At 71.1% G+C, this 23,635-nt stretch carries 16 protein-coding genes and 1 pseudogene; 9 read left to right on the top strand and 8 right to left on the bottom strand.

The features are described 5' to 3' along the window. Nucleotides 1–55: 55 nt before the first annotated feature. The 4 genes from SSP29_RS15625 to SSP29_RS15640 all read right to left on the bottom strand — a co-directional run bounded on the left by SSP29_RS15625 (nt 56) and on the right by SSP29_RS15640 (nt 5,281). Entirely contained in the window at nt 56–1,771 is a 1,716-nt protein-coding gene (locus tag SSP29_RS15625; protein ID WP_089101236.1) for a glycoside hydrolase family 13 protein, read from the bottom strand. 208 nt (nt 1,772–1,979) lie between these two features. Continuing rightward, a complete protein-coding gene (locus SSP29_RS15630; protein ID WP_089101237.1) occupies nt 1,980–2,888 on the bottom strand; it encodes a sugar ABC transporter permease in 909 nt (302 codons plus the stop codon). A 13-nt stretch (nt 2,889–2,901) separates the two neighbouring features. Beyond that, the gene (locus tag SSP29_RS15635) at nt 2,902–3,906 is read right to left on the bottom strand and encodes a carbohydrate ABC transporter permease (RefSeq protein ID WP_089101238.1); all 1,005 of its coding nucleotides are present in this window, start codon (nt 3,904–3,906) and stop codon (nt 2,902–2,904) included. Between the two features lie 100 nt (nt 3,907–4,006). Next, complete coding sequence (locus tag SSP29_RS15640; protein WP_089101239.1) at nt 4,007–5,281, bottom strand: extracellular solute-binding protein; 1,275 nt, start codon at nt 5,279–5,281, stop codon at nt 4,007–4,009. A gap of 383 nt (nt 5,282–5,664) precedes the next feature. Here SSP29_RS15640 and SSP29_RS15645 point away from each other — a divergent pair, with 383 nt between their 5' ends. Both SSP29_RS15645 and SSP29_RS15650 read left to right on the top strand, forming a co-directional pair. Beyond that, nucleotides 5,665–6,687 (top strand): LacI family DNA-binding transcriptional regulator, encoded by a 1,023-nt coding sequence (locus SSP29_RS15645; RefSeq protein ID WP_089101240.1) that lies wholly within the window; start codon nt 5,665–5,667, stop codon nt 6,685–6,687. A gap of 82 nt (nt 6,688–6,769) precedes the next feature. Beyond that, nucleotides 6,770–7,627 carry a phosphatase PAP2 family protein gene (locus SSP29_RS15650; protein WP_089101241.1) on the top strand — a complete coding sequence of 286 codons (858 nt, stop codon included), beginning with the start codon at nt 6,770–6,772 and terminating at the stop codon, nt 7,625–7,627. A gap of 341 nt (nt 7,628–7,968) precedes the next feature. Here the strand turns inward: SSP29_RS15650 and SSP29_RS15655 are convergent, their stop codons facing one another. Together SSP29_RS15655 and SSP29_RS15660 are read right to left on the bottom strand one after the other, a co-directional pair. Then, nucleotides 7,969–9,543, bottom strand: a complete 1,575-nt coding sequence (locus SSP29_RS15655) for an amidohydrolase (RefSeq protein WP_089101242.1) — start codon at nt 9,541–9,543, stop codon at nt 7,969–7,971. A gap of 61 nt (nt 9,544–9,604) precedes the next feature. Beyond that, complete coding sequence (locus SSP29_RS15660; RefSeq protein WP_089101243.1) at nt 9,605–11,056, bottom strand: APC family permease; 1,452 nt, start codon at nt 11,054–11,056, stop codon at nt 9,605–9,607. Between the two features lie 179 nt (nt 11,057–11,235). Between SSP29_RS15660 and SSP29_RS15665 the strand changes: the two genes are divergently transcribed. The 3 genes from SSP29_RS15665 to SSP29_RS15675 all read left to right on the top strand — a co-directional run bounded on the left by SSP29_RS15665 (nt 11,236) and on the right by SSP29_RS15675 (nt 13,833). After that, nucleotides 11,236–11,841, top strand: a complete 606-nt coding sequence (locus SSP29_RS15665) for a TetR/AcrR family transcriptional regulator (protein ID WP_089101244.1) — start codon at nt 11,236–11,238, stop codon at nt 11,839–11,841. 95 nt (nt 11,842–11,936) lie between these two features. Continuing rightward, on the top strand, nt 11,937–12,605 hold the full coding sequence (locus SSP29_RS15670; RefSeq protein WP_150134245.1) for a VanZ family protein: 669 nt from the start codon (nt 11,937–11,939) through the stop codon (nt 12,603–12,605). 70 nt (nt 12,606–12,675) lie between these two features. Next, complete coding sequence (locus tag SSP29_RS15675; RefSeq protein ID WP_150134246.1) at nt 12,676–13,833, top strand: sensor histidine kinase; 1,158 nt, start codon at nt 12,676–12,678, stop codon at nt 13,831–13,833. Here SSP29_RS15675 and SSP29_RS15680 read toward each other — a convergent pair. After that, nucleotides 13,821–16,844 carry a bifunctional [glutamine synthetase] adenylyltransferase/[glutamine synthetase]-adenylyl-L-tyrosine phosphorylase gene (locus SSP29_RS15680; protein WP_089101246.1) on the bottom strand — a complete coding sequence of 1,008 codons (3,024 nt, stop codon included), beginning with the start codon at nt 16,842–16,844 and terminating at the stop codon, nt 13,821–13,823. The genes SSP29_RS15675 and SSP29_RS15680 overlap by 13 nt on opposite strands. A 122-nt stretch (nt 16,845–16,966) precedes the next feature. Here SSP29_RS15680 and SSP29_RS55665 point away from each other — a divergent pair. The 4 genes and pseudogenes from SSP29_RS55665 (at nt 16,967) to SSP29_RS15700 (ending at nt 20,846) form a co-directional block, all read left to right on the top strand. Beyond that, a pseudogene (locus tag SSP29_RS55665) lies at nt 16,967–17,499 on the top strand (pyridoxamine 5'-phosphate oxidase family protein). A gap of 176 nt (nt 17,500–17,675) precedes the next feature. Further along, nucleotides 17,676–18,548 (top strand): alkaline phosphatase family protein, encoded by an 873-nt coding sequence (locus SSP29_RS55670; RefSeq protein ID WP_174855971.1) that lies wholly within the window; start codon nt 17,676–17,678, stop codon nt 18,546–18,548. 1 nt (nt 18,549) lies between these two features. Then, nucleotides 18,550–19,830 carry an MFS transporter gene (locus SSP29_RS15695; protein ID WP_089101248.1) on the top strand — a complete coding sequence of 427 codons (1,281 nt, stop codon included), beginning with the start codon at nt 18,550–18,552 and terminating at the stop codon, nt 19,828–19,830. Further along, the gene (locus SSP29_RS15700) at nt 19,827–20,846 is read left to right on the top strand and encodes a TolB family protein (protein ID WP_089101249.1); all 1,020 of its coding nucleotides are present in this window, start codon (nt 19,827–19,829) and stop codon (nt 20,844–20,846) included. Before SSP29_RS15695 ends, SSP29_RS15700 begins: the two co-directional genes overlap by 4 nt. On the opposite strand, the gene SSP29_RS15705 is transcribed toward SSP29_RS15700, so the two are convergent. Further along, the gene (locus tag SSP29_RS15705) at nt 20,809–23,589 is read right to left on the bottom strand and encodes an NACHT domain-containing protein (RefSeq protein WP_089101250.1); all 2,781 of its coding nucleotides are present in this window, start codon (nt 23,587–23,589) and stop codon (nt 20,809–20,811) included. The genes SSP29_RS15700 and SSP29_RS15705 overlap by 38 nt on opposite strands. Nucleotides 23,590–23,635 lie beyond the last annotated feature (46 nt).

Raw genomic sequence — 23,635 nt, forward strand, 5'->3', positions numbered from 1 at the left:
GCCTGAAATGGCAGCGGGCCGTGTGAAGTTGATGCAAGAACTTTCAGCCGGGGCGTCAGGCCGTCGTGAACCACACGGTCGTGTCCGCCGGAACCTTGGCCTCGCCGTCCGCCTCGGTCACCTCACCGCTGGTGAGCAGCACCCGGCCGTACGCCGGAGTGGTCACGGACTCCCCACTCGTGTTCGCGACACACACGAACTCCCCGCGCCGGAAGGCGAGGACGCCCTCCGGGGCGCGCAGCCACTCCACCGCCTCGCCCGCGCCGAGGTCGGTCTGCGTGCGGCGCACGCTCAGCGCGGAGCGGTACAGCTCCAGGGTGGAACCGGCCGTCCCGGTCTGCGCCTCGATGCTCAGCTCGCCCCAGCTCGCGGGCTGCGGCAGCCAGCTGCCCCCGGCCCCGAAGCCGTACGACGAGCCCTCCCGTGTCCACGGGATCGGCACCCGGCAGCCGTCGCGGAAGCCGTCCTGGCCGGCGCCGCGGAAGTACGCGGGGTCCTGGCGGACCTCGTCGGGCAGGTCCACGACGTCCGGGAGGCCCAGCTCCTCGCCCTGGTAGATGTACGCCGATCCGGGCAGCGCGAGCATGAGAAGGGTGGCCGCCCTGGCCCGGCGCAGGCCGAGGTCCCGGTCCCCCGCCGTGCGGATCTGGGTCCCCAGTCCCGGCGGGTTGGCGAAGCGGGTGGCGTGCCGGGTGACGTCATGGTTGGAGAGCACCCAGGTGGCGGGGGCGCCGACCGGGCGCATGGCCTCCAGGGTGCGGTCGATCACGGCCCGCAGTTCCTTCGCGTCCCAGTCGGTGCTCAGGTACTGGAAGTTGAACGCCTGGTGGAGCTCGTCCGGACGGACGTAGTGGGCGGTGCGCTCGACCGTCGGGGTCCAGGCCTCGGCGACGAAGATGCGCCCACCCGTCGCCCGCCACCGCCCTTCTGCGGAAGGCCCTTCGGGCCCCAATTCATTTTCGGCGTACTCGTCGAGGACGTGCCGCCACTGGCGGTAGACCTCGTGCACGCCGTCCTGGTCGAAGAACGGCATGACATCGTTGCCCAGCAGCTTCAGCTGGTCGGCGTCGCCGATGTCCGGAAGGCCGTCCGCCTTCACCAGTCCGTGGGCGACGTCGATACGGAAGCCGTCCACGCCCATGTCCAGCCAGAACCGCAGGATCGAGCGGAACTCGTCGCCGACGGCGGGGTGTTCCCAGTTGAAGTCGGGCTGCTCGGGGGCGAAGAGGTGGAGGTACCACTCGCCGTCGGCCACCCGGGTCCAGGCCGGCCCGCCGAAGATGGACTCCCAGTCGTTGGGCGGGAGTTCGCCGTTCTCGCCCTTGCCCGGGCGGAAGTGGTAGCGGTCCCGCGACGGCGAGCCCGGGCCCTCGGCCAGCGCCCGCTTGAACCACTCGTGCTGGTCGGAGGAGTGGTTGGGCACGAGGTCGACGATGATCCGCAGCCCCAGCCCGTGCGCGTCCCGGATCAGCGCGTCGGCGTCCAGCAGGTTGCCGAACATGGGGTCCACGGCCCGGTAGTCGGCGACGTCGTAGCCGGCGTCGGCCTGCGGGGAGGCGTAGAACGGGCTGAGCCACACGGCGTCGACACCGAGGTCGCGCAGGTACGGGAGTCTGGAGCGCACGCCCTCCAGATCCCCCATCCCGTCGCCGTTGCTGTCGGCGAAGCTGCGCGGATAGACCTGGTAGATCACCGCGTCCCGCCACCAGTCGCGGCGACGGGCGACGGTGACGTCGGCGGGGGCCGGTGCGGCGGATTGCTGCTGGCTCATGGCGTCCTTGATGCGTCGTAACAGGGTCATCGGGTCAGAGACGGATAAGGCGGTGGGGTGGTGACGAGGCGGCCGCGGTCACAGCGGGGTCGGATGGAGACCGCGGCCGCCACCCCGCGCGCCCCGTCAGGGGCGCGGGGAACTGCGCGACCAGCCACGACGAAGCCGCAGACGAACGACGGCCGAGGCGGCTTTTCGGCAACCGGCGTCAGCCCTTGGTTCCGCCGGCGGTGAGGCCGGTCACCAGGTTCTTCTGCACGAGGTAGAAGAACACGGCCACCGGTATCGCGATCAGCACCGCCGTCGCGGTCATCAGGTTGCGCTGCGCATCGTGCTCGCTGATGAAGCTCTGCAGGCCGACGGCGAACGTGTACTTGTCGTCGCTGAGCATGAACGTGGAGGCGAAGGCGACCTCGCCGAAGGCGGTGAGGAAGTTGTAGAACGCGGCGACCGCGAGGCCGGGCTTCGCAAGGGGCAGGATCAGCCGGGCGAACGTGCCGAAGGGCGAGAGCCCGTCGACGCGGCCGGCCTCGTCGATCTCGAAGGGGATCGTGTCGAAGTAGCCCTTGAGCAGCCACGCCGTGTACGGCACGACGGTGGTGCAGTAGACGAGGATCAGCCCGAGGTAGCTGTCGATGAGGCCGAGCCGCGACAGGATCTGGTACATCGGCACGATCAGCACGGCGATCGGGAACATCTGGGTGAGCAGCAGCAGCCACATGAACTTCCGGTAGCCGGGGAAGCGCATGCGGGAGACCGCGTAGCCGGTGGTGGAGGCGAGGATCAGGCCGATGACCGTGGTGCCGCCGACGACGATCATCGTCGTCTTGAACCAGTCCCAGAACCCGGTGTGCTGGAGGACGAACGAGTAGTTGTCCAGCGTCATCTTGTGCCAGATGCCGCTCGGGTGCAGGTAGTCGTCCTTGTCCGGGCCGAGGGACAGGAAGATCAGCCAGCCGACCGGGAAGAACGCGATCAGGCTCGCGACGGCGAGGACGCCGTGGACGACGGCGCTGCCCAGCGGGCCGCGCTCGCCCCTGCGGCGGACACGGCGGGTGGTCGTCACGGGGGCCTCCTCGGCGACCTGGGCGGAGGTCCGGACAGTGGTCGTACTCATGGGAACTCCTGTCTCAGATCGCGAGCTGCTGGTCGTTGCGGTTGAGCCAGCGGCGGTAGAAGGAGGTGAAGACGATCAGGATGGCCAGCAGCAGCATGCCGTAGGCGGCGGACTGGGCGAAGTCACGCGGCTGCTGCCCGAAGCCGAGGTAGTACGCCCAGGTCACGAGGATCTGCGCGTCGGGGGCGGTGTCGCCGAAGAGCAGGAAGATGACGGCGAACTGGTTGAACGTCCAGATGATGCCGAGGAGTACGACGGTGGAGCTGACGGACCTGAGCCCCGGCAGGGTGACGAAGCGGAAGCGCTGCCAGGCGCTCGCGCCGTCCATCTCGGCGGCCTCGTACAGCGTGCCGTCGATGGCCTGGAGGCCGCCGAGCAGCGAGAGCATCATGAACGGCACACCGCACCAGGTGTTGACGAGGATCGCGGCGGCCCGCTGCCAGAAGGTGTCCTCCAGCCAGGCGGGTTGCGGCAGATGGAGGAAGTGCAGGGCACTGTTGATGATGCCGCCGTCGGCGAGCATGAACCGCCAGCCGAAGACGGTGACGAAGGTCGGCACCGCCCAGGGCAGGACCAGGACCATGCGGTAGAAGGTGCGGCCGCGGAGCTTCTCGTTGAGCAGCAGGGCGAGGCCGAGACCGATCGTGTAGTGCAGGGTGACGCAGAGCGCGGTCCAGACGATCGTCCAGAGGAAGTGGGACCAGAAGCGGTCGTAGGACGTCGGTCCGAACAGGATGTCCTTGTAGTTGTCCAGGCCGATGAACTTGTAGGTGGCGTCGATGTGGTTGACGCCGATGGTGCGGGCGGTGTTGAGGCTGTTGGCGTCCGTCAGCGTCAGGTAGAAGCCGTACACCAGGGGGTAGACGACGAGCGCGCCGAGGACGACGGCCACGGGCGCGATCATCGCGTAGGCGTACCAGTACTTCTGGTAGTTGTTCTTCAGCCGCTGGCCCAGCCCGGGGCGGGGCGCGCGGTCACCGTGGCGTTTGCCGGTCGCGCGGTCGATGGCGACTGTCATGGTTCGACACCTTCTGGTCTTCCGGGATCGGGCTGGGCACAGGCCGGTGGCCGCCGGAGCACTCCCCCCTGAACGGGGCGCTCCGGCGGCCGGCCGGCGCTTACTTGCTGAAGTCGGGGACGAGCTTCTCGATCCCGAGTTCGGCGGTGCTCAGGCCCTTGTCCAGGGACTCCTTGCCGCCGGCGATCTTGGTCAGCTCGGTGCCGACCGGACCCCACAGGGAGGAGTACTCGGCGAGCGCCGGGCGCGGCTGGGCGGAGGAGAGGACGGCCTGGTAGCCGGCGATGCCCGGGTCGGCCTTGACCTCGGCGGTGTACGCGTCGGAGCGGGTCGGCAGGGTGGAGTTCTTCAGGGCGATCTCCGTCTGGGTCTTCGCGGAGGTCATGAAGGCGACGAACTTCTCGGCCGCGGCCTGGTGGGCCTTGTCGATGCCGGCGTAGATCGAGAGGTTGTGGCCGCCGGTCGGGGCGCCCGCCTTGCCGGTGGAGCCGGCCGGGACGACGGCGATGCCGAGGTTGGACTTGTCGGTGAACGCGGAGCCCTTGTAGAAGTTGGTGATCTCCCAGGGGCCCTCGATGGTCATGGCGACCTTGCCGTTGACGAAGGCGTCCTGGCGGTGGGCGTAGGCGTCGGCGGTGACGTCCGCCTTGTGCAGGCCCTTGCCGGAGTAGAGGTCCAGCCAGGTCTGGTAGCCCTTCTTGGCCGCCGCCGAGGTGATGGTGATCTTCTTGGCGGAGGCGTCGACCATGTCGGTGCCCTCGCCGTAGAGGAAGGGCTGCGTGTAGTACGCGGCCTCGGGACCCCAGTAGCCGGCGGTCTTGGCCTTGTCCTGGATCTTGGCGGCGTCGGCCTTGACCTCGTCCCAGGTGGTGGGAGCGGCGGTGATGCCGGCCTTCTTGAAGAGCGCCTTGTTGTATACGAGGGCGAGGGTGTCGGTGACCAGCGGGACGCCGTAGGTCTTGCCCTCGTACTGGGCCTGGGTGATCAGGCTGGACTGGAACTTGTCCTTGTCGGCGAGGGCGGCGGTGCCGTCCAGCGGCACGAAGTAGCCGGCCTTGGCGAAGGCGGGGGTCCAGCCGACCTCGGAGCGCAGCACGTCGGGGGCGCCCTTGCCGGACTGGGCGGCCGTGTCGAACTTGTTCTGCGCCTGGTCGAACTGGACGTCGACGTAGTTGACCTTGATGCCCTTGTTCGCGGCCTCGAACTCCTTGACCAGGGCCTTGTACGTCGGCGACTCGTTGGTGGCGTTGGAGGTGTCCCACCAGGTGATGGTGACCGGCCCGTCCGACTTGCTGTCGCTTCCGCTCCCGCCGCACGCCGTCGCCGTGAGGGCGAGGGACGCCACCAGCGCGGAGGCCGCTATGCCACGCCGCATGAGTTCTCCTTGAGGGTTAAGCCCGAGTGATGCGGGGGCGGTCCCGTCCGCCGTCCCGCTGTCGTGCCGACTGCGCCGTTGCTGCGGCGGCCGGGCGTCAGGGAACGTAACAGCGATGTAAGCCTTGCGAAAGACCTTGCAGCAAAAAAGTGCAAGAGATCTCCGAAGTTATCCGGGCGTGACCTCTCGGCGACCGCCGTGAGACGCTTGTTTACAGCGGTAGAGCGCTACGGCGGCCACTTGTGCAAGACTCTGCAAGCTCTTGCCATCATGTTTCAGTAGGGAGTGCGATGACGCAGCAGCCCACAGCGGGCCGCCCCCCAGGCCGCATCAGGCGCCCGATCGGTGTGCAAGGGGACATACGGCCGGTACAGTCCGGTGCCGTGACCACACGGCTTGCCGACATCGCAGCGCAGGCGGGGGTGAGCGAGGCGACGGTGAGCCGGGTTCTGAACGGGAAGCCGGGCGTCGCCGCCACCACCCGCCAGTCCGTGCTCGCCGCCCTGGACGTCCTCGGCTACGAGCGCCCGGTACGGCTGCGGCAGCGCAGCGAGGGCCTGGTGGGCCTGATCACGCCCGAGCTGGAGAACCCGATATTCCCGGCCCTGGCGCAGGTCATCGGGCAGGCGCTGACCCGGCAGGGCTACACCCCCGTGCTCGCCACCCAGACCCCCGGCGGGTCCACGGAGGACGAACTGACCGAGATGCTGGTGGACCGCGGGGTCGCCGGGATCATCTACGTCTCCGGGCTGCACGCGGACACGACCGCCGACATGCAGCGCTACGAGCGGCTGCGGGCGCAGGGCGTGCCGTACGTCCTCGTGGACGGCTTCTCCCCGAAGGTGCAGGCGCCGTTCATCTCCCCCGACGACCGGGCCGCGATGACGCTGGCCGTCACCCACCTCGTCTCCCTGGGCCACACCCGGATCGGGCTCGCCCTCGGCCCCAAGCGCTTCGTCCCCGTGCAGCGCAAGATCGAGGGGTTCGTGCGGGCGATGCAGGACCAGTTGGGCCTCGGCGCGGAGACGGTCGAGACGCAGCTCGTGCAGCACTCCCTCTACACCCTGGAGGGCGGCCAGGCGGCCACCACGGCGCTGATCGACCGCGACTGCACGGCGGTGGTGTGCGCCAGCGACATGATGGCCCTCGGCGCGATACGGGCCGTACGCCAGCGCGGCCTGGACGTCCCCCGGGACGTCTCGGTGGTCGGCTTCGACGACTCGCCCCTCATCGCCTTCACCGACCCGCCGCTCACCACCATCCGCAAGCCGGTCCCGGCGATGGGCCAGGCCGCGGTGCGCACCCTGCTGGAGGAGATCGGCGGCACCCCGGCCCCGCACAGCGAGTTCGTTTTCATGCCGGAGTTGGTGGTACGCGGTTCCACGGCGGCAGTACCTGGGAAGTAGTCGCCCCGCCGTAGAACATGCACGGTGAACCCGACCTTGGGATGATCTGCCGTAGACGTCTTTTCTGGCAGACTCTGTGCCTATGAGTGACTCGACCGTGACAGAGCCGGAAGGTCGCGCACAACAGACCCTTCCGCGGACCGTCACGGGCGAGGGCGACCAGCGGGCCCTGCACCGGCTGCGCACGCCGCGCCGGCCCCGGCTCTGGTTCGAGATCCTGCTGATCGCGGTGAGTTACTGGACCTACTCGCTGATCCGCAACGCGGTCCCGGAGCAGAAGGCGCAGGCGCTGCGCAACGCCGACTGGATCTGGAAGGCCGAGCACCATCTGGGGATCGCCGTCGAGGAGTCGGTCAACCACGCCGTGAACTCGGTGACTTGGCTGATCGTCGGCATGAACTACTACTACGCGACGCTGCACTTCGTGGTGACGCTGGGTGTGCTGGTGTGGCTCTACCGCAGCCACCCCGGCCGCTACGCGGCGGCCCGCCTCGCCCTCTTCGCGACCACGGGGGTGGCCCTCGTCGGCTACTACCTGTTCCCGCTCGCCCCGCCCCGCCTGATGAACGGAAGCGGCTTCGTGGACACGGTGACGGTCCACCACACCTGGGGCTCGATGGCCTCCGGCGACCTCAAGCACATGTCCAACCAGTACGCCGCGATGCCGTCCATGCACATCGGCTGGTCCCTGTGGTGCGGCCTGACGATCTTCGCCCTGGCCTCGGTCCCCTGGGTCCGGCTCCTCGGCCTCCTCTACCCCACGGCCACCCTCCTCGTCATCGTCGCCACGGCCAACCACTTCTGGCTGGACGCGGTGGGCGGCGCCCTCTGCCTGGCCATCGGCTTCGCGGTGGCCCGCCTGTGGTACGGGGCCCTGCCGTACGCCCTGCCCCGGCAGCCGACGGGGGCGACTCTGCTGCGGAGCCCTGCGACCGGCTGAGACGGGGGCCTGCGACCGGCTGAGGCGGGGCCCTGCGACCGGCTGAGACGGGCTTCGGTCCGGAACGACGGCCGGTTCGGCACCGCCGACCACCGCCGCGGGGCCGAGCGCCGTCGCGGGGCCGAGCGCCGTCGCGGCGGGGAAAGGAGGGGCCGACGGCTGGTCTGAACCGCCGGTTCAAGAACGACCGCGGCTCACCACATCTGTCGGCCGAGATCGTCTGTCCGCCGAGATCGTCTGTCGGCCCAGATCATCTGCCGGCCCCCTTCAACCGCCGCCACGGCGCTCAGCCACGACGGCGGGACCCGGCGGTGCCGAACCGGCCCCAGCCCTCCGACGGCTCACTCTCCCCGGTGCACCACGTACCCCCCGGTCACCGTCAGCCGTACCGGTGCCTCCGTCAGTTCGTCCGCCGGAGCCCGCACCGGGTCCAGGGCGAACGCCGTCAGATCGGCGCGGTGGCCCACCGCGATGCGGCCTGCGACGGCCGCCTCGCCCGCCGCCCGCGCCGCATGGCTCGTGCAGCCCTCCAGCGCCTCCAGGCCGGTCAGGCCCGGGCCCGCCGACGCGGCGCCCCGCGGTGCGCGGGCCGTCGCGAGGACGGACCGTACGTCGTAGTGGGCGATCGGCCAGTCCGAGCCGAGCGCGACCGTCGCGCCCGCGTCGCGGAGGTCGCGCAGCCGCCAGGCGTGTCCGGCGCGGTCGACGCCCAGGCGGCGCGACCACTCGTCCGTGCCGTCGGCCCGCGTGTACCCCGTGTGCGGCGGCTGCATCGACGCGGCCACCCCCAGCTCCGCGAACCGCGGCAGCAGCGCGTCCGGCGCCGTCTCGATGTGCTCGACCCGGTGCCGGCCGGCCGCGCCGGGCCCCAGCCCCGCCACCACGTCGAGGACGTGCCGTACCGCGGCGTCCCCGATCGCGTGGGTGGCCGTGCGCACCCCGGCCGCGTGCAGCTGCCGTACGGCGACCGCGTACGCCTCGGGGTCCGGCCAGAACGCCTCTGTGCTCTGCCCGTGGCAGTCCGCGTGCTCCAGCCAGGCGGTGCCGCCCTCCACGGTCCCATCCATGAAGAACTTGACCCCGTCGACCACCCAGTGCCGCCCGCCCCGCCCCTGCGCCGCGACCAGTTCCCGCAGACCGGCCCCGGTCACGCCCGGCATGCACCAGGGCGCGAAGCGCAGCCGCAGCGGCAGCACGGTCTCCTCGGCCACCGCCCCGACCAGCTCCGCGTCCCCCGCGTCCATGACGTGCGCCCCGGTGAGCCCGGTGGCCGCCATCGCGGCGAGCAGCTCGACCAGCCGTGCCCGGCGGGCCGCGTACGACGGGCGGGGCATCGCCCGCTCGACCAGTTGCATCGCCGCGTGCTCCACGAGGTGCCCGGTGGGGCGCCCCTCGGCATCGCAGACGACCTGCGCCCGCTGGGAGAACTCCCGCGGCCCGGTGACTCCGGCCGCGGCCAGCGCCGCGCCGCCGGCGAGGGCGGAGTGGCCGTCGTAGAGCCGGAGGAAGGCGGGCGCGCCGTCGAGGACGTCCTCGACGAGCGCGCGGTCGACGGGCCGGCCCTCGAACGCGTTGTGGTCGAGGCCGAAGCCGATCACCCAGCCCTCGGTCCGGTCGGCCCCGGCCAGCGCGGCCCGCAGGCCCGCCAGGTCACCGACGCCCGACAGGTCGGTCCCGGTCGCCATGTCCAGGCCCCACACCGGGTGGCTGTGCGCGTCCACCAGGCCGGGCACCAGGTGCGCGCCGTCCAGCGCCACGACCTCGGTACCGGACCCCCGCCAGTCGCGTACGTCCCGCTCGTCGCCGACGGCGGCGATCACTCCGTCGCGCACGGCGACGGCGGTGGCGTACGGCCGGGCGGGGTCGAGGGTGCGAACCTCGGCGCCGGTCAGGATCAGGTCGGGGCTGGCGGTCATGGTGCGGTGAACTCCCTTGTTCGGTACGGCTGTTCGCCTACTCGACTATTCGACTATTCGGCTACTCGGTCGGCTCGGACGCGAAGTCCGCGTACACCGCGGGCCGTTCGCGGCGCAGCCACCACGCGAGGCCCAGGCCCGCGACGAAGACGGCCGGGGCGATGACGATCAGCAGGGTGTTCACCGTGCTGGACGCCCCGGTGAACAGGTCGATGTGGGTGATGACGAGCCCTATCGCGGTGGCGAGCAGGACGGCGGCGACGGTCGGGGCGACCACGGTGCGCAGGGTGCCCTCCTCGTGCCGTACCCGCCGGAAGTAGCAGGGCACGGCGATCGCGGCGAGCAGCTGGAGCGCGAACAGGCCGATCATTCCCGGGGTGTTGACCCACAGCAGCAGCTGGTTGTACGGGTCCGCGCCCGCGGCCCAGAAGGCGAGCACGACCGCCAGGCCGAGGACGGTCTGGGCGGCACCGGCCAGGTACGGGGAGCGGTGGCGCGGGTGGATCGTGCCCAGCGACCTGGGCAGGACGCCTTCTTCGGCGAGGGCGAGGGCGTAGCGGTTGATCGCGTTGTGGAAGGCGAGGAGCGAGGCGATGATGCTGGTCACGATGAAGATGTGCATCAGGTCGGCCGCCCAGCCGCCCACGTAGGTGGTGATGGCGGTGAAGAAGAGCCCGCCGGGGTCCTTGGCGGCGGCCGCGATGACGTCCTGGTTGCCGAAGGCCTGGATGATGATCCACACCATGAAGGCGTAGAAGAGCCCGAGGAACGCGACGGCCACGTAGGTGGCGCGCGGAACCGTGCGGTCGGGGTCGCGGGCCTCGCGGCGGTAGATGACGGTCGACTCGAAGCCGGTGAAGGCGGCGAACGCGAAGGCCAGGACGACGGCCGTGCCGGAGACGAACACGTGGTGCGGGGCGAAGGACGCGCCGGACAGGCCGTGCGCGCCGCCCTTCACCAGCACTCCGCCCGCGAGCAGCACGAGGATCCCGGTCTCGGCGACCAGCAGCACGCCGAGCAGCTTGGCGCCGAACTCGATGGAGCGGTAGCCGCCGTAGCCGATGAGGACGAGACCGGCGAGGGCGATCGGCAGCCAGGGGACGTCGACGCCGAAGAGGGCCTGGGCGGTGTCCCGCCCGGCGCTGCCGAGCAGGCCGTAGACGCCGATCTCCATGCCGTTGTAGCCGATGAGGGCGAGCAGCGCGGCGCCGATGCCGACGGGGCGGCCGAGGCCGCGGGTGATGTACGCGTAGAAGGCGCCGCCGCTTTTGACGTGCCGGCTCATGGTGGTGAAGCCGACGGCGAAGACGGCGAGGGTGATGCCGGCGATGAGGTAGCCGGCGGGGGCGCCGATGCCGCCGAGCAGGACGGCAAGGGGGGCGACGCCGGCCATCACGGTGAGCGGGGCGGCGGCGGAGATGACGAAGAAGGCGATGTCGGCAGTGCCGAGCGAGCCGGAGCGGAGCGTGGCCACGGCGGGTGGCGTGCTCTCCTCGCGAGCGGTGACGGACATGGGGAGGGAGCCCTTCGAGCGCGACGGACGGGAGGGTTCCGGGCGTGCGGGATGACCGGCGCTACCAGGGCAGGAGCTACCCCGGACCCGTAAATCTAAAGCCTTTCGGTTTGGGCAATGTAGCCTCCTCCTGGACATGCGGGAAGACCCGTTTCACACCTCCGGGGGAGAACACACGCATGGGACGGCCGCGCACCCCGCTCCTCGACCGGGAGCGGATCACCACGACCGCGCTGCAACTCGTGGACGAGCAGGGCGACTTCAGCGTCCCGCAGATCGCGAAGCGGCTCGGCACCCAGGCCGGTTCGCTGTATCACCATGTGGACGGCCGGGACGGCATCGTCGAGCTGCTGCGCGAACGGGTCGCGGCCGCGATCGACCCCGCGACCCTGGACCTGGCCCCCTGGGACACCGCCGTGGAGTCCTGGGCCCGCTCCTACCGGGCCGCGTTCGCCGCCCACCCGAGGGCGATCCCGCTCCTGATGACCTCTCCGGTGCGGGCGCCGCGGGTCCTGGAGCAGTACGAGCGGGCGGTCACGGTGCTGCTGACGGCGGGCTTCGCCCCGGCGGACGTGATGCCCCTGCTGATCGCCCTGGAGAACCTGGTGCTCGGCTCGGCGCTGGACCTGGCGGCCCCGGAGACGATGTGGGAACTGACGGACCGGACCCCGACCCCGCACCTGGCACAGGCCCTGGCGGCGGTGGGGGACGGCAGGGCGGACCGCGCGTTCGAGGTGGGCCTCGCGGGCCTCATGAACCACGCCCGGACCCTGCTCCTGCACTGACCCCTGCTCCAGCGGATGCTCTGGCAGACCCCGTATCGCGGGCGTATCGAAAACCGCATACGCCGCCGCAACCGCCCGCCGTCTTCCATGGAGGCGTGAACCGAAACGCATCCTTCCTCGGCCTGGCGGTCATCGGCGTGGCGAGCGTCGCGTTCTTCGTACGGCGGCCGCTCATGATGTCCGCCCCGAGGTGCATGGCCGGGCAGTGGCACGGCTGCTTCGACACGTTCAACGGCGTGGTGCTCATGACGCTGGTGACGCTGCCCCTGGCCGCGCTGGTGGCGTGGGCGCTGGCGCACCGCCGGCGTGCCGCCGGTGTCCCGTGGGCGTGGCGGACGTCGCTGGCCGAGGTGGGCATGGTGCACGGGACGGTGCCGTTCGTGTGGCTGACCATGATGCCGGGCGAGGCAGCCGGCACCGCCCCCGCCCGGGTGAGCCTCGTGCCGCTGCGGGACCTGGTCACGATGGGGGCGCTCGGGATCGTCGGCAACCTTTTGGTCTTCGCGTCACTGGGGTTCTTCGCCCCGATGCGGTTCGCGGCCCTGGCGTCCGCGCCGCGGATCCTGGCGCTCGGGGCGGGCTGCTCGGTCCTGGTCGAGACCGCACAGTACGTCCTGCGCCTGGACCGGGTGTCCTCCGTGGACGACGTCCTGGTCAACGCCGTCGGCGCCCTGCTGGCCGGGCTGGCGTCGCGCCCCTGGTGGCGTACGACGGCACAGGCGCCGTCGGACCGGCCGCGCCGCGCGCTCACGCCGACGGGCTGAGTCACGTGCCGGTGCGCACACGGCCCTGCACACGCCGGCGGTATCTCGTGCTGCCTACGCTGGGGGCACCGTGAACAGACGCCCGAACCTCAGCGCCCGACTGAAGCTCACCCTCAGCTACGCCGGATTCCTCCTGGTCGCCGGCGTTCTCCTGCTGGCCGTGATGTGGGTGTTCGTGCTGCGCTGGGTGCCGAACGACGACGCCAGATCCATCCAGAAGAGGTTCGGCGCCGTGATCATCATCGGGCCCCGGCGCTCCGACCTCCTGAACGGCTTCGCCCCCGCCGCGGCCACGGCACTGGCGTTCCTCCTCGTCTTCGGCCTGCTGGGCGGCTGGATCCTCGCCGGCCGGATGCTCGCACCCCTCACCCGGATCGCGTCCGCGGCCCGGATCGCCTCGAACGGATCGCTCTCCCACCGGATCCGCATGGCGGGCCCCACAGACGAGTTCCGTGAACTCGCCGACGCGTTCGACACCATGCTCGAACGACTCGAATCCCACGTCGCCGAACAGCAGCGGTTCGCCGCGAACGCCTCCCACGAGCTGCGCACCCCGCTGGCCGTCTCCCGGACGCTCCTCGACGTCGCCCGCAGCGACCCCTCGCGAGACCAGGGCGAACTCATCGAACGCCTGCGCACCGTCAACACGCGGGCGATCGACCTCACCGAGGCCCTTCTGCTGCTCAGCCGCGCCGACGGCAGGAGCTTCACCCGCGAGCCCGTCGACCTCTCCCTCGTCGCCGAGGAAGCCGCCGAGACGCTGCTTCCCCTCGCCGAGAAGCGCCGGATCACACTCGACGTCACCGGCGGCACAGCACATGCCGTCGGCTCCGCCGCGCTGATCCTGCGGATGGTGACGAACCTCGTCCAGAACGCCGTCGTCCACAACCTCCCCGCCGACGGCACCGTGACGGTGCACACCGAACGGCTGCACGACGCGAGCGTGCTGCGGGTGGAGAACACGGGCCGTCCGCTCCCGCCGGAACTGGTGCCGACCCTCACCGAACCCTTCCGGCGCGGAACGGAACGCGTCCGCACCGACGAGCACGCCGGCGTCGGCCTCGGGCTGGCCATCGTGCACAGCGTCGTCCGGGCGCACGACGGCACCCTCGACCTCGCGCCCCGCACCGGCGGCGGTCTTCTCGTCACCGTTCGGCTGCCCGCCCCCTGCGGGGCGGCCTCCGAGCCCCCTCGGGCCCCGTACTCCAAGCCCCGTCAGGCCCCGTAGAAGAGCTCCTCCACGACCGCCCGGGCCCGCCGCGCGGTCCGCCGGTACGCGTCCAGCATGTCCCCGGCATGTCCGTCGCCGTACCCCAGGTACCGCCCGACCGCGGCCAGCTCCCGGCTCTCGGAGGGAAACGTGTCGCCGGCCCGTCCGCGCACCAGCATCACGGCGTTGCGCACCCGCGTGGCCAGCACCCATGCCTCGTCCAGTATCGCGGCCTCCTCGGTCCCCAGCAGCCCGGCCGCCTGGGCCGCGGCCAGCGCCTCCCGGGTCCGGGTGGTGCGCAGCCCCGGCTCGGCCCAGCCGTGCCGCAGTTGCAGCAGCTGCACGGTCCACTCCACGTCGGACAGCCCGCCCGGCCCGAGCTTGGTGTGCAGCTTCGGGTCGGCGCCGCGCGGCAGCCGCTCGGACTCCATCCGGGCCTTCAGCCGCCGGATCTCCCGTACCGCGTCCTCGCCCAGCCCCTCCGCCGGATACCGCAGCGGGTCGACCAGCTCGATGAACCGGCGCCCCAGCTCCTCGTCCCCGGCGACCGGTTCGGCCCTCAGCAGGGCCTGCGACTCCCACACCAGCGACCACCGGCGGTAGTACGCCGCGTAGGAGTTGAGCGTGCGCACCAGCGGCCCGGACTTGCCCTCGGGGCGCAGGTCCGCGTCGATGAGCAGCGGCGGGTCGGCGCTGGGGATCTGGAGCAGCCGGCGCATCTCGGCGACGACCTTGTTGGCCGCGTCGGCGGCCTCCCGTTCGGCCACGCCCTCCCGCGCCTCGTGCACGAACAGGACGTCGGCGTCGGAGCCGTAGCCCAGCTCGTGCCCCCCGAAGCGGCCCATGCCGATCACGGCGAACCGGGTGGGCAGGGTGTCCCCCCACCCGTCCCGGACCACCGCCCGCAAGGTCCCCGCCAGCGTCGCCGCCGTCAGGTCGGAGACCGCGCCGCCGACCCGGTCGACCAGGGCGCCCTGGTCGGCCTCGGCGGGCTTGGTCTCGGTGCCGTAGGAGTCCACGATGTCGGCGGCGGCCGTACGGAACAGCTCGCGGCGGCGCACGCCGCGGGCCGCCCGCACCCCGTCCTCGGCGTTGTCGGCGCGGCCGACGGCGGCGAGGATCTCCTGCTCCAGCTGGGCGCGGCCGCGCGGCTCCAGGCCTCCCCCGTCGCCGTCGCCGAGCAGGGCCACGGCCTCCGGGGCGCGCATCAGCAGGTCGGGGGCGAGGCGGCCGGCGGACAGCACGCGTGCGAGGTTCTCGGCGGCGGCGCCCTCGTCGCGCAACAGCCGTAGATACCAGGGGGTCTTGCCCAGCGCGTCGGAGACCTTGCGGAAGTTCAGCAGGCCCGCGTCCGGGTCGGCGGAGTCGGCGAACCAGCCCAGCAGGACGGGCAGCAGGGTGCGCTGGATCGCGGCCTTGCGGGTGACGCCGGAGGCGAGGGCCTCCAGGTGGCGCAGGGCGGCGGCGGGGTCGGCGTACCCGAGGGCCACCAGGCGTTCCCGGGCCGCCTCGGCGCTCAGCCTTGCTTCGCCGGGGGCGAGTTGGGCGAAGGCGTCGAGCAGCGGGCGGTAGAAGAGCTTCTCGTGCAGGCGCCGTACGACGCCGGTGTGCTGCTTCCACTCGCGGATCAGCTCGGTCACCGGGTCCGCGCGCAGGCCCAGCGAGCGGCCGAGGCGGCGCAGGTCGGCCTCGCCCTCGGGGACCAGGTGGGTGCGGCGCAGCCGGTAGAGCTGGATGCGGTGCTCCATGGAGCGCAGGAACCGGTAGGCGTCGTCGAGCTGGACGGCGTCGGCGCGGCCCACGTAGCCGCCGGCGGCGAGGGCCTGGAGTGCGTCCAGGGTGGTGCCGGAGCGCAGGGTGGGGTCGGTGCGGGCGTGCACCAGCTGGAGGAGCTGCACGGCGAACTCGACGTCCCTGAGGCCGCCGGGGCCGAGTTTCAGCTCGCGGTCGATCTCGGCGGCCGGGATGTTCTCCACCACGCGCCGGCGCATCTTCTGCACGTCGGCGACGAAGTTCTCGCGCTCGGCGGCCTTCCACACCAGGGGTTCGAGCGCGGCGACGTACTCCTGTCCGAGGTCGAGGTCGCCGGCGACCGGGCGGGCCTTGAGCAGGGCCTGGAACTCCCAGGTCTTGGCCCAGCGCTGGTAGTAGGCGAGATGGCTGCTGAGGGTGCGCACGAGGGGGCCGTTGCGGCCCTCGGGACGGAGGTTGGCGTCGACGGGCCAGATCGACCCCTCCACCGTGGTCTCGGAGCAGATCCGCATCATGTGCGAGGCGAGCTTGGTGGCGGACCGCAGCGCCTTGCCCTCGTCGGCCCCTCCCCCAGTGCCTGAAGGGCCTGGGGGTGCCCCCAGGGCCTCGCCGACGAAGATCACGTCGACGTCGGAGACGTAGTTCAGCTCGTGGCCGCCGCACTTGCCCATGGCGATCACCGCGAGCCGGCAGGCGGCGGCGTCCTCGGGCGCGGCGGCCTCGGCGAGGTCGAGGGCGGCGCGCAGGGTGGCGGTGGCCAGGTCGGCGAGTTCGGCGGCGGTCTGGGCGACGTCCGTCGTCCCGCACACGTCACGCGCGGCGATGGACAGCAGGCAGCGCCGGTAGGCGACGCGGAGGGCGACCGGGTCGCCGGCCCCGGCGAGGCCGCGTTCGAACTCCGCGACGCCCGGGTGCAGGTCGCGGGGCTCGTAGGTGACCAGGGCCTCCCAGTCACGCGGGTGCCGGGCGAGGTGGTCGGCGAGGGCGGCGGAGGCGCCGAGGACGCCCAGCAGGCGGTCCCGCAGCGGCTTGGCCGCTATCAGGGTGTCGAGCAGCTCCCGGCGGGCGGTGGGGCCGGGCTGGGCCTCCAGGAGCCGTACCAGGCCGTGCAGGGCGAGGTCGGGGTCGGCGGTGGCGCCCAGGGCTTCGAGGAGCACCGGATCATCGCGTACGGCGGCCAGCTCGGCGCTGTCCAGCAGCCGCTCGGCCGCGGAGGCGTCGGTGAAGCCGTGCCGCAGCAGTCGCGTGAAGGTACTGCTCCTGCGCCCCGGCGTCATCCGCGGCCTCCCTCCGGATCAAGGTCGTCTCCGCCCGAGCCTAACCGCAGACCCCGTCACGAGCGCCGATGAGTTCCGGGCGGGATCGTGGTCTGTACGGGCAGGGAACCCAGGGAGGCATCATGCGCGAGCCCGAGGGCGTGCTGGACGCCCGCTACAGCAGCGAGGGCACCTCGGCCCACGACTGGTCCGAGGCGGAGAAGGTCCTGACGGAGTCCGAGCTGTTCTGGATCTCGACGGTACGCCCGGACGGGCGCCCGCATTCCCCCATAGCCTTAAGGGCATGGGTGGACCCCCATCCCCGCTGCTGGCGGTGTGGCACGGCGGCGCCCTGCACTTCGGCACCGGCCCCGGCGAGCGGAAGGCGGCGAACCTCGCCGGGAACCCGCACGTCGTGCTGACGACCGGCACCGACAGCTGGACCGAGGGGTACGACGTGACGGTCGAGGGCGAGGCGGTACGCGTCACCGACGACGGCCGGCTGCGCGAGCTGGCGGCGGCCTGGGAGGCGAAGTACGGCCCGTTCTGGCACTACGAGGTGGACGACGGCTGCTTCCGTCACGGGCCGGGACGTGCCCTGGTCTTCGCGGTGCGGCCGCGCAAGGTCCTCGGCTTCGGCAAGGGGGAGCCGTTCAGCCAGACGAAGTGGGAGTAGTTCATCCGGTCCCGTGGTTCGCCGGGTCCAGTAGTTCATCCGGTCTTCACCTGTCTGGCCGAACGCGGTGGGAGCGGGGATTATTGGCGTGTGCATGCTCAGTCCGCACCGCCACCGAACCCTCCTTTCCCCCACCACCGGAGGTTGATGTGTCCGGCAGTTCCGCACGTTCCGCGCTGCTGCGCCGTGCCCGTACGACGGTGGCGTCCGCCACTGCCTTCACCGCGGCCGCGGTCGGCCTGTGGACCGGGCTCGGCGGCACGTCCGCGCACGCCGCGAGTGCCGTACCGACCCCGGACCACGTGATCGTCGTGGTCTTCGAGAACCACGCCTACAGCCAGGTCATCGGCTCCTCCAGCGCCCCGTACATCAACTCGCTGGCGTCCGGCGGCGCCAACCTGACCCAGATGTACGCCGAGACGCACCCGAGCCAGCCCAACTACTTCGCCCTGTTCTCCGGCTCCACCCAGGGCATCACCGACGACAGCTGCTACACCGCGGGCTTCTCCTCGGCGGCGAACCTGGCCTCCGAGCAGCTCGCGGCCGGCCGCACCTGGGCCAGCTACAACGAGACCCTGCCCAGCCAGGGCTCGACCACGTGCAGCAGCGGCAACTACGCGCGCAAGCACAACCCGTGGTTCGGCTTCAGCAACGTGCCGACCTCGACCGCAAAAACGTTCGCCCAGTTCCCGACCGACTACACCACCCTCCCCCAGCTGTCCTTCGTGACCCCCAACCTGTGCAGCGACATGCACGACTGCTCGGTGTCCACCGGTGACACCTGGCTGAAGAACAACCTGGGCGCGTACGCCACCTGGGCCAAGACCCACAACAGCCTCCTCGTCGTCACCATGGACGAGGACAACCGCCTGGCCGGCAACCGCATCCCGACGGTCCTGTACGGCCAGCCGGTCACGGCCGGCTCGACCTCGGCCACCACGTACGACCACTACGACCTGTTGCGCACCCTGGAGGACGGCCAGGGTCTGAGCGCGCACGCCGGCAACGCGGCGTCCGCCTCCGACATCACCGGGATCTGGGCGTCCTGACGTGTACGTAGCGGACAGCCGCGCGAGCACTCCGGCGACGGCGTCCGTGGAAGGTACCGCCCGGCCCGCGACGGCCGGGCGGTACCGCTCCACGATCGCGCCCACCGTCCTCGCCCTCGGCACGGTCAGCCTGGTCACGGACGTGTCCTCCGAGATGGTGACGGCGGTCCTCCCGCTGTACCTGGTGGCGGGCCTGGGCCTGTCCCCGCTGGGCTTCGGCCTCCTCGACGGCGTCTACAACGGCTTCTCGGCGGTCGTACGCCTGGTCGGCGGCCACCTGGCCGACCGCGGCGGCGGCCGCCACAAGTGGGTGGCCGGCGCGGGCTACGCCCTGTCGGCACTCTGCAAACCCCTCCTGCTGGTGGCGCATTCGCTGACGCCCATCGGCCTGATCCTGGCGGCCGACCGCACCGGCAAGGGCCTGCGCACGGCTCCCCGGGACGCCCTGATCTCGCTCGCCAGCACCCCGGAGAACCGGGGCCGTGCCTTCGGTGTGCACCGCGCCATGGACACGGCGGGCGCCCTGCTCGGCCCCCTGGCCGCGTTTCTCATCCTCCGGGCGACGGTGGACGGCTACGACGCGGTGTTCACGGTGAGCTTCTGCGTGGCGGTGCTGGGCGTGCTGATCCTGGTCCTGTTCGTACCGGGTGGCGGCGGCCGTGCCGAGACGGCTGCTTCGTCCACCGCGCGCCCCACACTGCGCGCGGCACTCGCCCTCCTCGCCGACCGCGACCTGCGCCGCCTCACCGTCTGCGCCCTGCTCCTGGGCCTCGCGACGGTGAGCGACTCCTTCGTCTACCTGCTGCTGCAACACCGGCTCGGCGTCCCGGACCGCTGGTTCGCCCTCCTCCCCCTCGGCACGGCGGCCGCGTTCCTCCTCCTGGCCGTCCCCCTGGGCCGCCTGGCGGACCGCTGGGGCCGCTGGCGCGTCTTCCTGACCGGCCACGCGGCCCTGTTGCTCGCCTACGCACTGCTGCTCACGTCCTGGCACGGCACCGCCCTCCCGTACGCGGTGCTGGCCCTGCACGGCACGTTCTACGCGGCGACCGACGGTGTCCTGATGGCGGCCGCGTCGGACAGCGTCCCCGAGGCGCTGCGCTCGTCGGGTCTGGCGCTGGTGCAGACGGGCCAGGCGGCGGCGCGTTTCGCCTGCTCGCTGGGGTTCGGGGCGGCGTGGACGCTGTGGGGCGACCGTACGGCGCTGAGCGTGTCGGCGGTGGCCCTTGCGGTGTGCGCGGTGTACGCCCTCACCCTCCGTCCCTCCCGGAAGGCCGCCGTATGACCCTGCGTTCCCGCATCCTGGTCCTCCTCTCGGCGCTGGCGGTCCTGGCGGCCGTCGCCCTGGCCTCCGTCCTGCACGCCTCGGCCCGGGCGGAGCGCCGCGACCACACCCAGGCGGGCGGCCCGAAGGTCACGCCGGGAACGGTGACCCTGACGGCCCCCGGTCACATGGTCTTCCGCAACATGGCCTGGGGCCCGCACCGCGACGAGCTGACCACGGTCCCGGTCTCCGCCCCCGCCGGCCCCCGCACCGCCTCCGGCGTGAAATGCCTGCGCTTCTACGCCGCCGCGGGTACGGGCGTCTGCCTCCAGGCCGTCCACGGCCCGGTCTCGGACACCTACCGCGCGCTGATCCTGGACGCGAACCTGCACACGAAGGCCCGCTACGACGTCCCGGGCATCCCGTCCCGCGCCCGGGTCTCCCCCACCGGTCACTATGCGGCCTGGACGGAGTTCGTGGGCGGTGACTCGTACGCGGGCACGAACTTCTCGACCCGCACGGCGATAGCCGACACCCGCGCCGGCACCCTGATCCCGTCCCTGGAGACGTTCCGGATCATCAGGGACGGCCGTCCCTACCAGGCCGCGGACGTCAACTTCTGGGGCGTGACGTTCGCCCCGGACGACCGCACGTTCTACGCGACGCTGGCGACGAAGGGCTCGACGTACCTGGTCCGAGGCGACCTGCACACCCGCACCGTCACCACACTCCACAGCAACGTCGAATGCCCGTCCCTCTCCCCCGACGGCACCCGCATCGCCTACAAGAAACGGGTGAAGGGCCTCCCGAAGGACGCCCCTTGGCGCCTCTACGTCCTCGACCTCCGGACCATGCACGAGACACCGCTGGCCGAGACCCGCAGCGTGGACGACCAGGCGGTGTGGAAGAACCCGCACACGGTCGTCTACGCCCTGCCGGGCGACTACGGGGCGGACCTGTACGAGGTGCCCGCGAATGGGACGGGGCGTGCTCGGCTGGTCAGCGTGTCTGCCGTGTCGGAGGTGTTCGTTCCGTGAGGGGGGTGGGGCGACGCTCGGAGCGGGGACGGGGGAGGAAGGCCAAGCCGCGCTTGCTCGGTCGCAGTTGTCGCGGGAGTTCGCGGTCCAGGGTGCGGGAAGCTTCGAGCAGGTTCGCGGAGAAGTGCCGCAGCCAGAGGGTGCCGGGCAGCGACCACATCCGCAGGATCTCGTACAAGAACGGCTCCTGAGATCCCGTCCGGTCCGGCTTGGGCAAGCGGCGCGGCCGGGTGTCGAGGTTGATCAAAGTCGTGTAGATCTCACGCCTCATTCCCGGAACCGAGCCGAGTTGGGAAGCCGTGTGGTACGAGCCCGTGAGCCAGAGGGCCGCCCCCGCTGAGACCACCGTGAACGGCCCAAGGCCGATCACCCAAGGCGCCCAGCCCACCGCGAAGGAGACCGTCATGGAGATCAAGGCGAGAGACCACAGGCGCAGGAGAAACCGGAACCCGGAAACGAGCCCGCCCGGAGCCGGCACATCCGAAATCGCCAGTACTCCCGGAAATTCCGAGGTATGAAGAACCTCGCCTTTCCTGGCCAGTTCAGCCGCATGGCTCAGGCAGAACGTGTACAGGGACGGCTGAAAGACCTGCCACCCGAAGTCCCACCTGCACCAGACCTGACGCCCGTCCAGGGCCGTCACCTTGTCGGCAAGCCACTCGGGCGCCGTCTCCCCGACGCACTCCAAGGCCACCGACCGATGGCGCAGCCCTGCCTCGGCCACCAGCAGAACCAGGTCGTCCGAGGGGTTCGTCGCCGCCTCGACCGTCTCCAGGACCATGGCCCGGAACGGCGGATACGACATGCTCTCCACCATCAGACCAGGCTGCTCGGCCACCAGGTCGACCCCCGTGGCAGTCGCAAGCCGCATCGCGGCCGGCGCGTCGACGGCGGCGTAGCTGCCGAAGAGCTGGCCGAGCCGCTCGCGGTCGTCCTGGACGAGGTTGCGGAAAAGGTCCTCCAGGGTGGTCTGGGGTCTCCTGCCGTACGCGGTCAGCCATTCCTCCGCGTCCTTGAGGACGACATTGAACAGATGCAGCCGCCGCAGCCACGCGTCGTCCCAGGAGCTGGACGGGGTCCGGGTCAGGAACTCCGACTCGACCGCCGCATACTCCGCCCACGACGAGTGGTCGTACAACTGCGTCTCCAGGAAACAGCGGCCGACGACCAGGCTGCCGCCGTCCAGCTCCCGCAGGGCGTCGGCGCGGCGAGCCCGGGGCAGCAGGGCGAGGGCGAACGGGATGACCTCCTCAAGGCGGGAGGCTGTGTACGCATCCGGGTTCGCCTTCAAGGCGTGGTGCGCGGCCATCAGCTCCGACCACCCCTCCTCACGCCCTTCGGCGGCCTCCTTGGCTGCGAAGAACTCGCAGAACGTGAGGTGGATGAAGCGGTAGCTCTCCTCGCTGCGCTCCTCAGAGACCAGGCCGGTCTCCTTGGCGAGCTCGCGGAAGCGCTGCACGGCCTCGCCCCTGTCGCACTGGTAGATCCCGGCCACGACATCGATTGCACGCGTCCAGGACAGGGAGTTCGCCGCCTGCTCCGGGTCGCGCATGTGCTCGAAGGCCAGGCGCCCGAAGATGGTCTCCCGCTGCTCGCGCAGCAGACTCTTCGCGGGTTTCTCCAACTGTCTGCCGCGCCGGGCGACCAGGAGTTCCTCGACGACCTTGGAGTAGAACGCCGTGCGGGTGTCGACCGACACGCCCTTGGCGCCGTGCTGGTCGTGGCTGACGTACATGGCGAGGACGAGCGGGTTGCCGCACATCTCCCGGAGGGTGGGGCGATCCGTGAGGTCGTTGTAGAGCCTGAGGATCTCGGCACGCTTGTCCCTGTCCTCGGCGTAGTTCGGCCATTGCGTGAGGAAGACGTAGATGTCCTCCGGCGAGAACGGCTGGACATGGAAGACCGGCGGGAAGTCGGTCTCCAGATGGCCGCTGACCTGGCTGTGGAACTGTGAGCGCATGGTGAGGACAACGGAGTTGTGCGGGCTGTCGGCGGCGAGCCGGTCGCTGAGCGCACGCAGGGTGGCTGCGACCCGCAGGTAGTCACTGCCCGCGACCTCGTCGAGCCCGTCGAGGATGAGAAAAAGGCCGCCGCCCCTGACATACGAGTCGAACAGTTCGCCCATCTCGAAGCCCTGCACCCTGGCGACGTGCTCACGCAGGAAGGTCACAGCCCATTTGGCCCTGGTCTTGTCGGTGGTGACGTTCTTCGGTGGGGTGAAGCGCTTCAGCTCGATGAGGATCGGCAGCCGGTGTCCGGGGCGCAGCGCCATCGCCTCCCGGCAGGCGTCCCGGAACATCTTCTTGGCCAGCGACGACTTGCCCGAACCCGGGTCTCCGATCACCCGCACCCGGGACATGTCCTGGATCTCGGCGACATCGCCGGAGTACACGAAGGAGGCGGCGCCGTTCTGGAGCTTGAGGGAGACGAACGCGCTGTCCACCTCCAGCGCTTCCGACTCATCCTGGTTGGGTATCAGGAGGTACCGTGCGTGGCCGGCGCCGAGGCCGTAGCGACAGTACCCCCTGAGACTCACCCGCTTGGCCAGCGAGCTGCGCGACCATTTACCGAGCCGGAAGAGCGCGGCCTCCAGCCACATCCGGATGTTCTCCCGCAAGAACGCGCCGACGCGCCGGGCCACCATGTAGATCAACGGGGTCGCTATGAGCGTGACGGCCGCGGTGACGAGGACCGTCTTCAGGTCCGCTCCAAAAACGATCTTGTTTGGATTCAGCGCGTACATCTTCAGTCCCCCCGGGCCGCCGATCCCCCATTGGATAGCAGACCGT

Origin of the sequence: Streptomyces hyaluromycini, assembly GCF_002217755.1 — a bacterium.
Taxonomy (GTDB): Bacteria; Actinomycetota; Actinomycetes; order Streptomycetales; family Streptomycetaceae; genus Streptomyces; species Streptomyces hyaluromycini.

Bases quoted from the DNA above. Each gene is read 5' to 3' on its own strand.
- SSP29_RS15625 (WP_089101236.1), bottom strand. From the start codon at position 1,771: ATGAGCCAGCAGCAATCCGCCGCACCGGCCCCCGCCGACGTCACCGTC.
- SSP29_RS15630 (WP_089101237.1), bottom strand. From the start codon at position 2,888: ATGAGTACGACCACTGTCCGGACCTCCGCCCAGGTCGCCGAGGAGGCC.
- SSP29_RS15635 (WP_089101238.1), bottom strand. From the start codon at position 3,906: ATGACAGTCGCCATCGACCGCGCGACCGGCAAACGCCACGGTGACCGC.
- SSP29_RS15640 (WP_089101239.1), bottom strand. From the start codon at position 5,281: ATGCGGCGTGGCATAGCGGCCTCCGCGCTGGTGGCGTCCCTCGCCCTC.
- SSP29_RS15650 (WP_089101241.1), top strand. From the start codon at position 6,770: ATGAGTGACTCGACCGTGACAGAGCCGGAAGGTCGCGCACAACAGACC.
- SSP29_RS15655 (WP_089101242.1), bottom strand. From the start codon at position 9,543: ATGACCGCCAGCCCCGACCTGATCCTGACCGGCGCCGAGGTTCGCACC.
- SSP29_RS15660 (WP_089101243.1), bottom strand. From the start codon at position 11,056: ATGTCCGTCACCGCTCGCGAGGAGAGCACGCCACCCGCCGTGGCCACG.
- SSP29_RS15665 (WP_089101244.1), top strand. From the start codon at position 11,236: ATGGGACGGCCGCGCACCCCGCTCCTCGACCGGGAGCGGATCACCACG.
- SSP29_RS15680 (WP_089101246.1), bottom strand. From the start codon at position 16,844: ATGACGCCGGGGCGCAGGAGCAGTACCTTCACGCGACTGCTGCGGCAC.
- SSP29_RS15700 (WP_089101249.1), top strand. From the start codon at position 19,827: ATGACCCTGCGTTCCCGCATCCTGGTCCTCCTCTCGGCGCTGGCGGTC.
- SSP29_RS15705 (WP_089101250.1), bottom strand. From the start codon at position 23,589: ATGTACGCGCTGAATCCAAACAAGATCGTTTTTGGAGCGGACCTGAAG.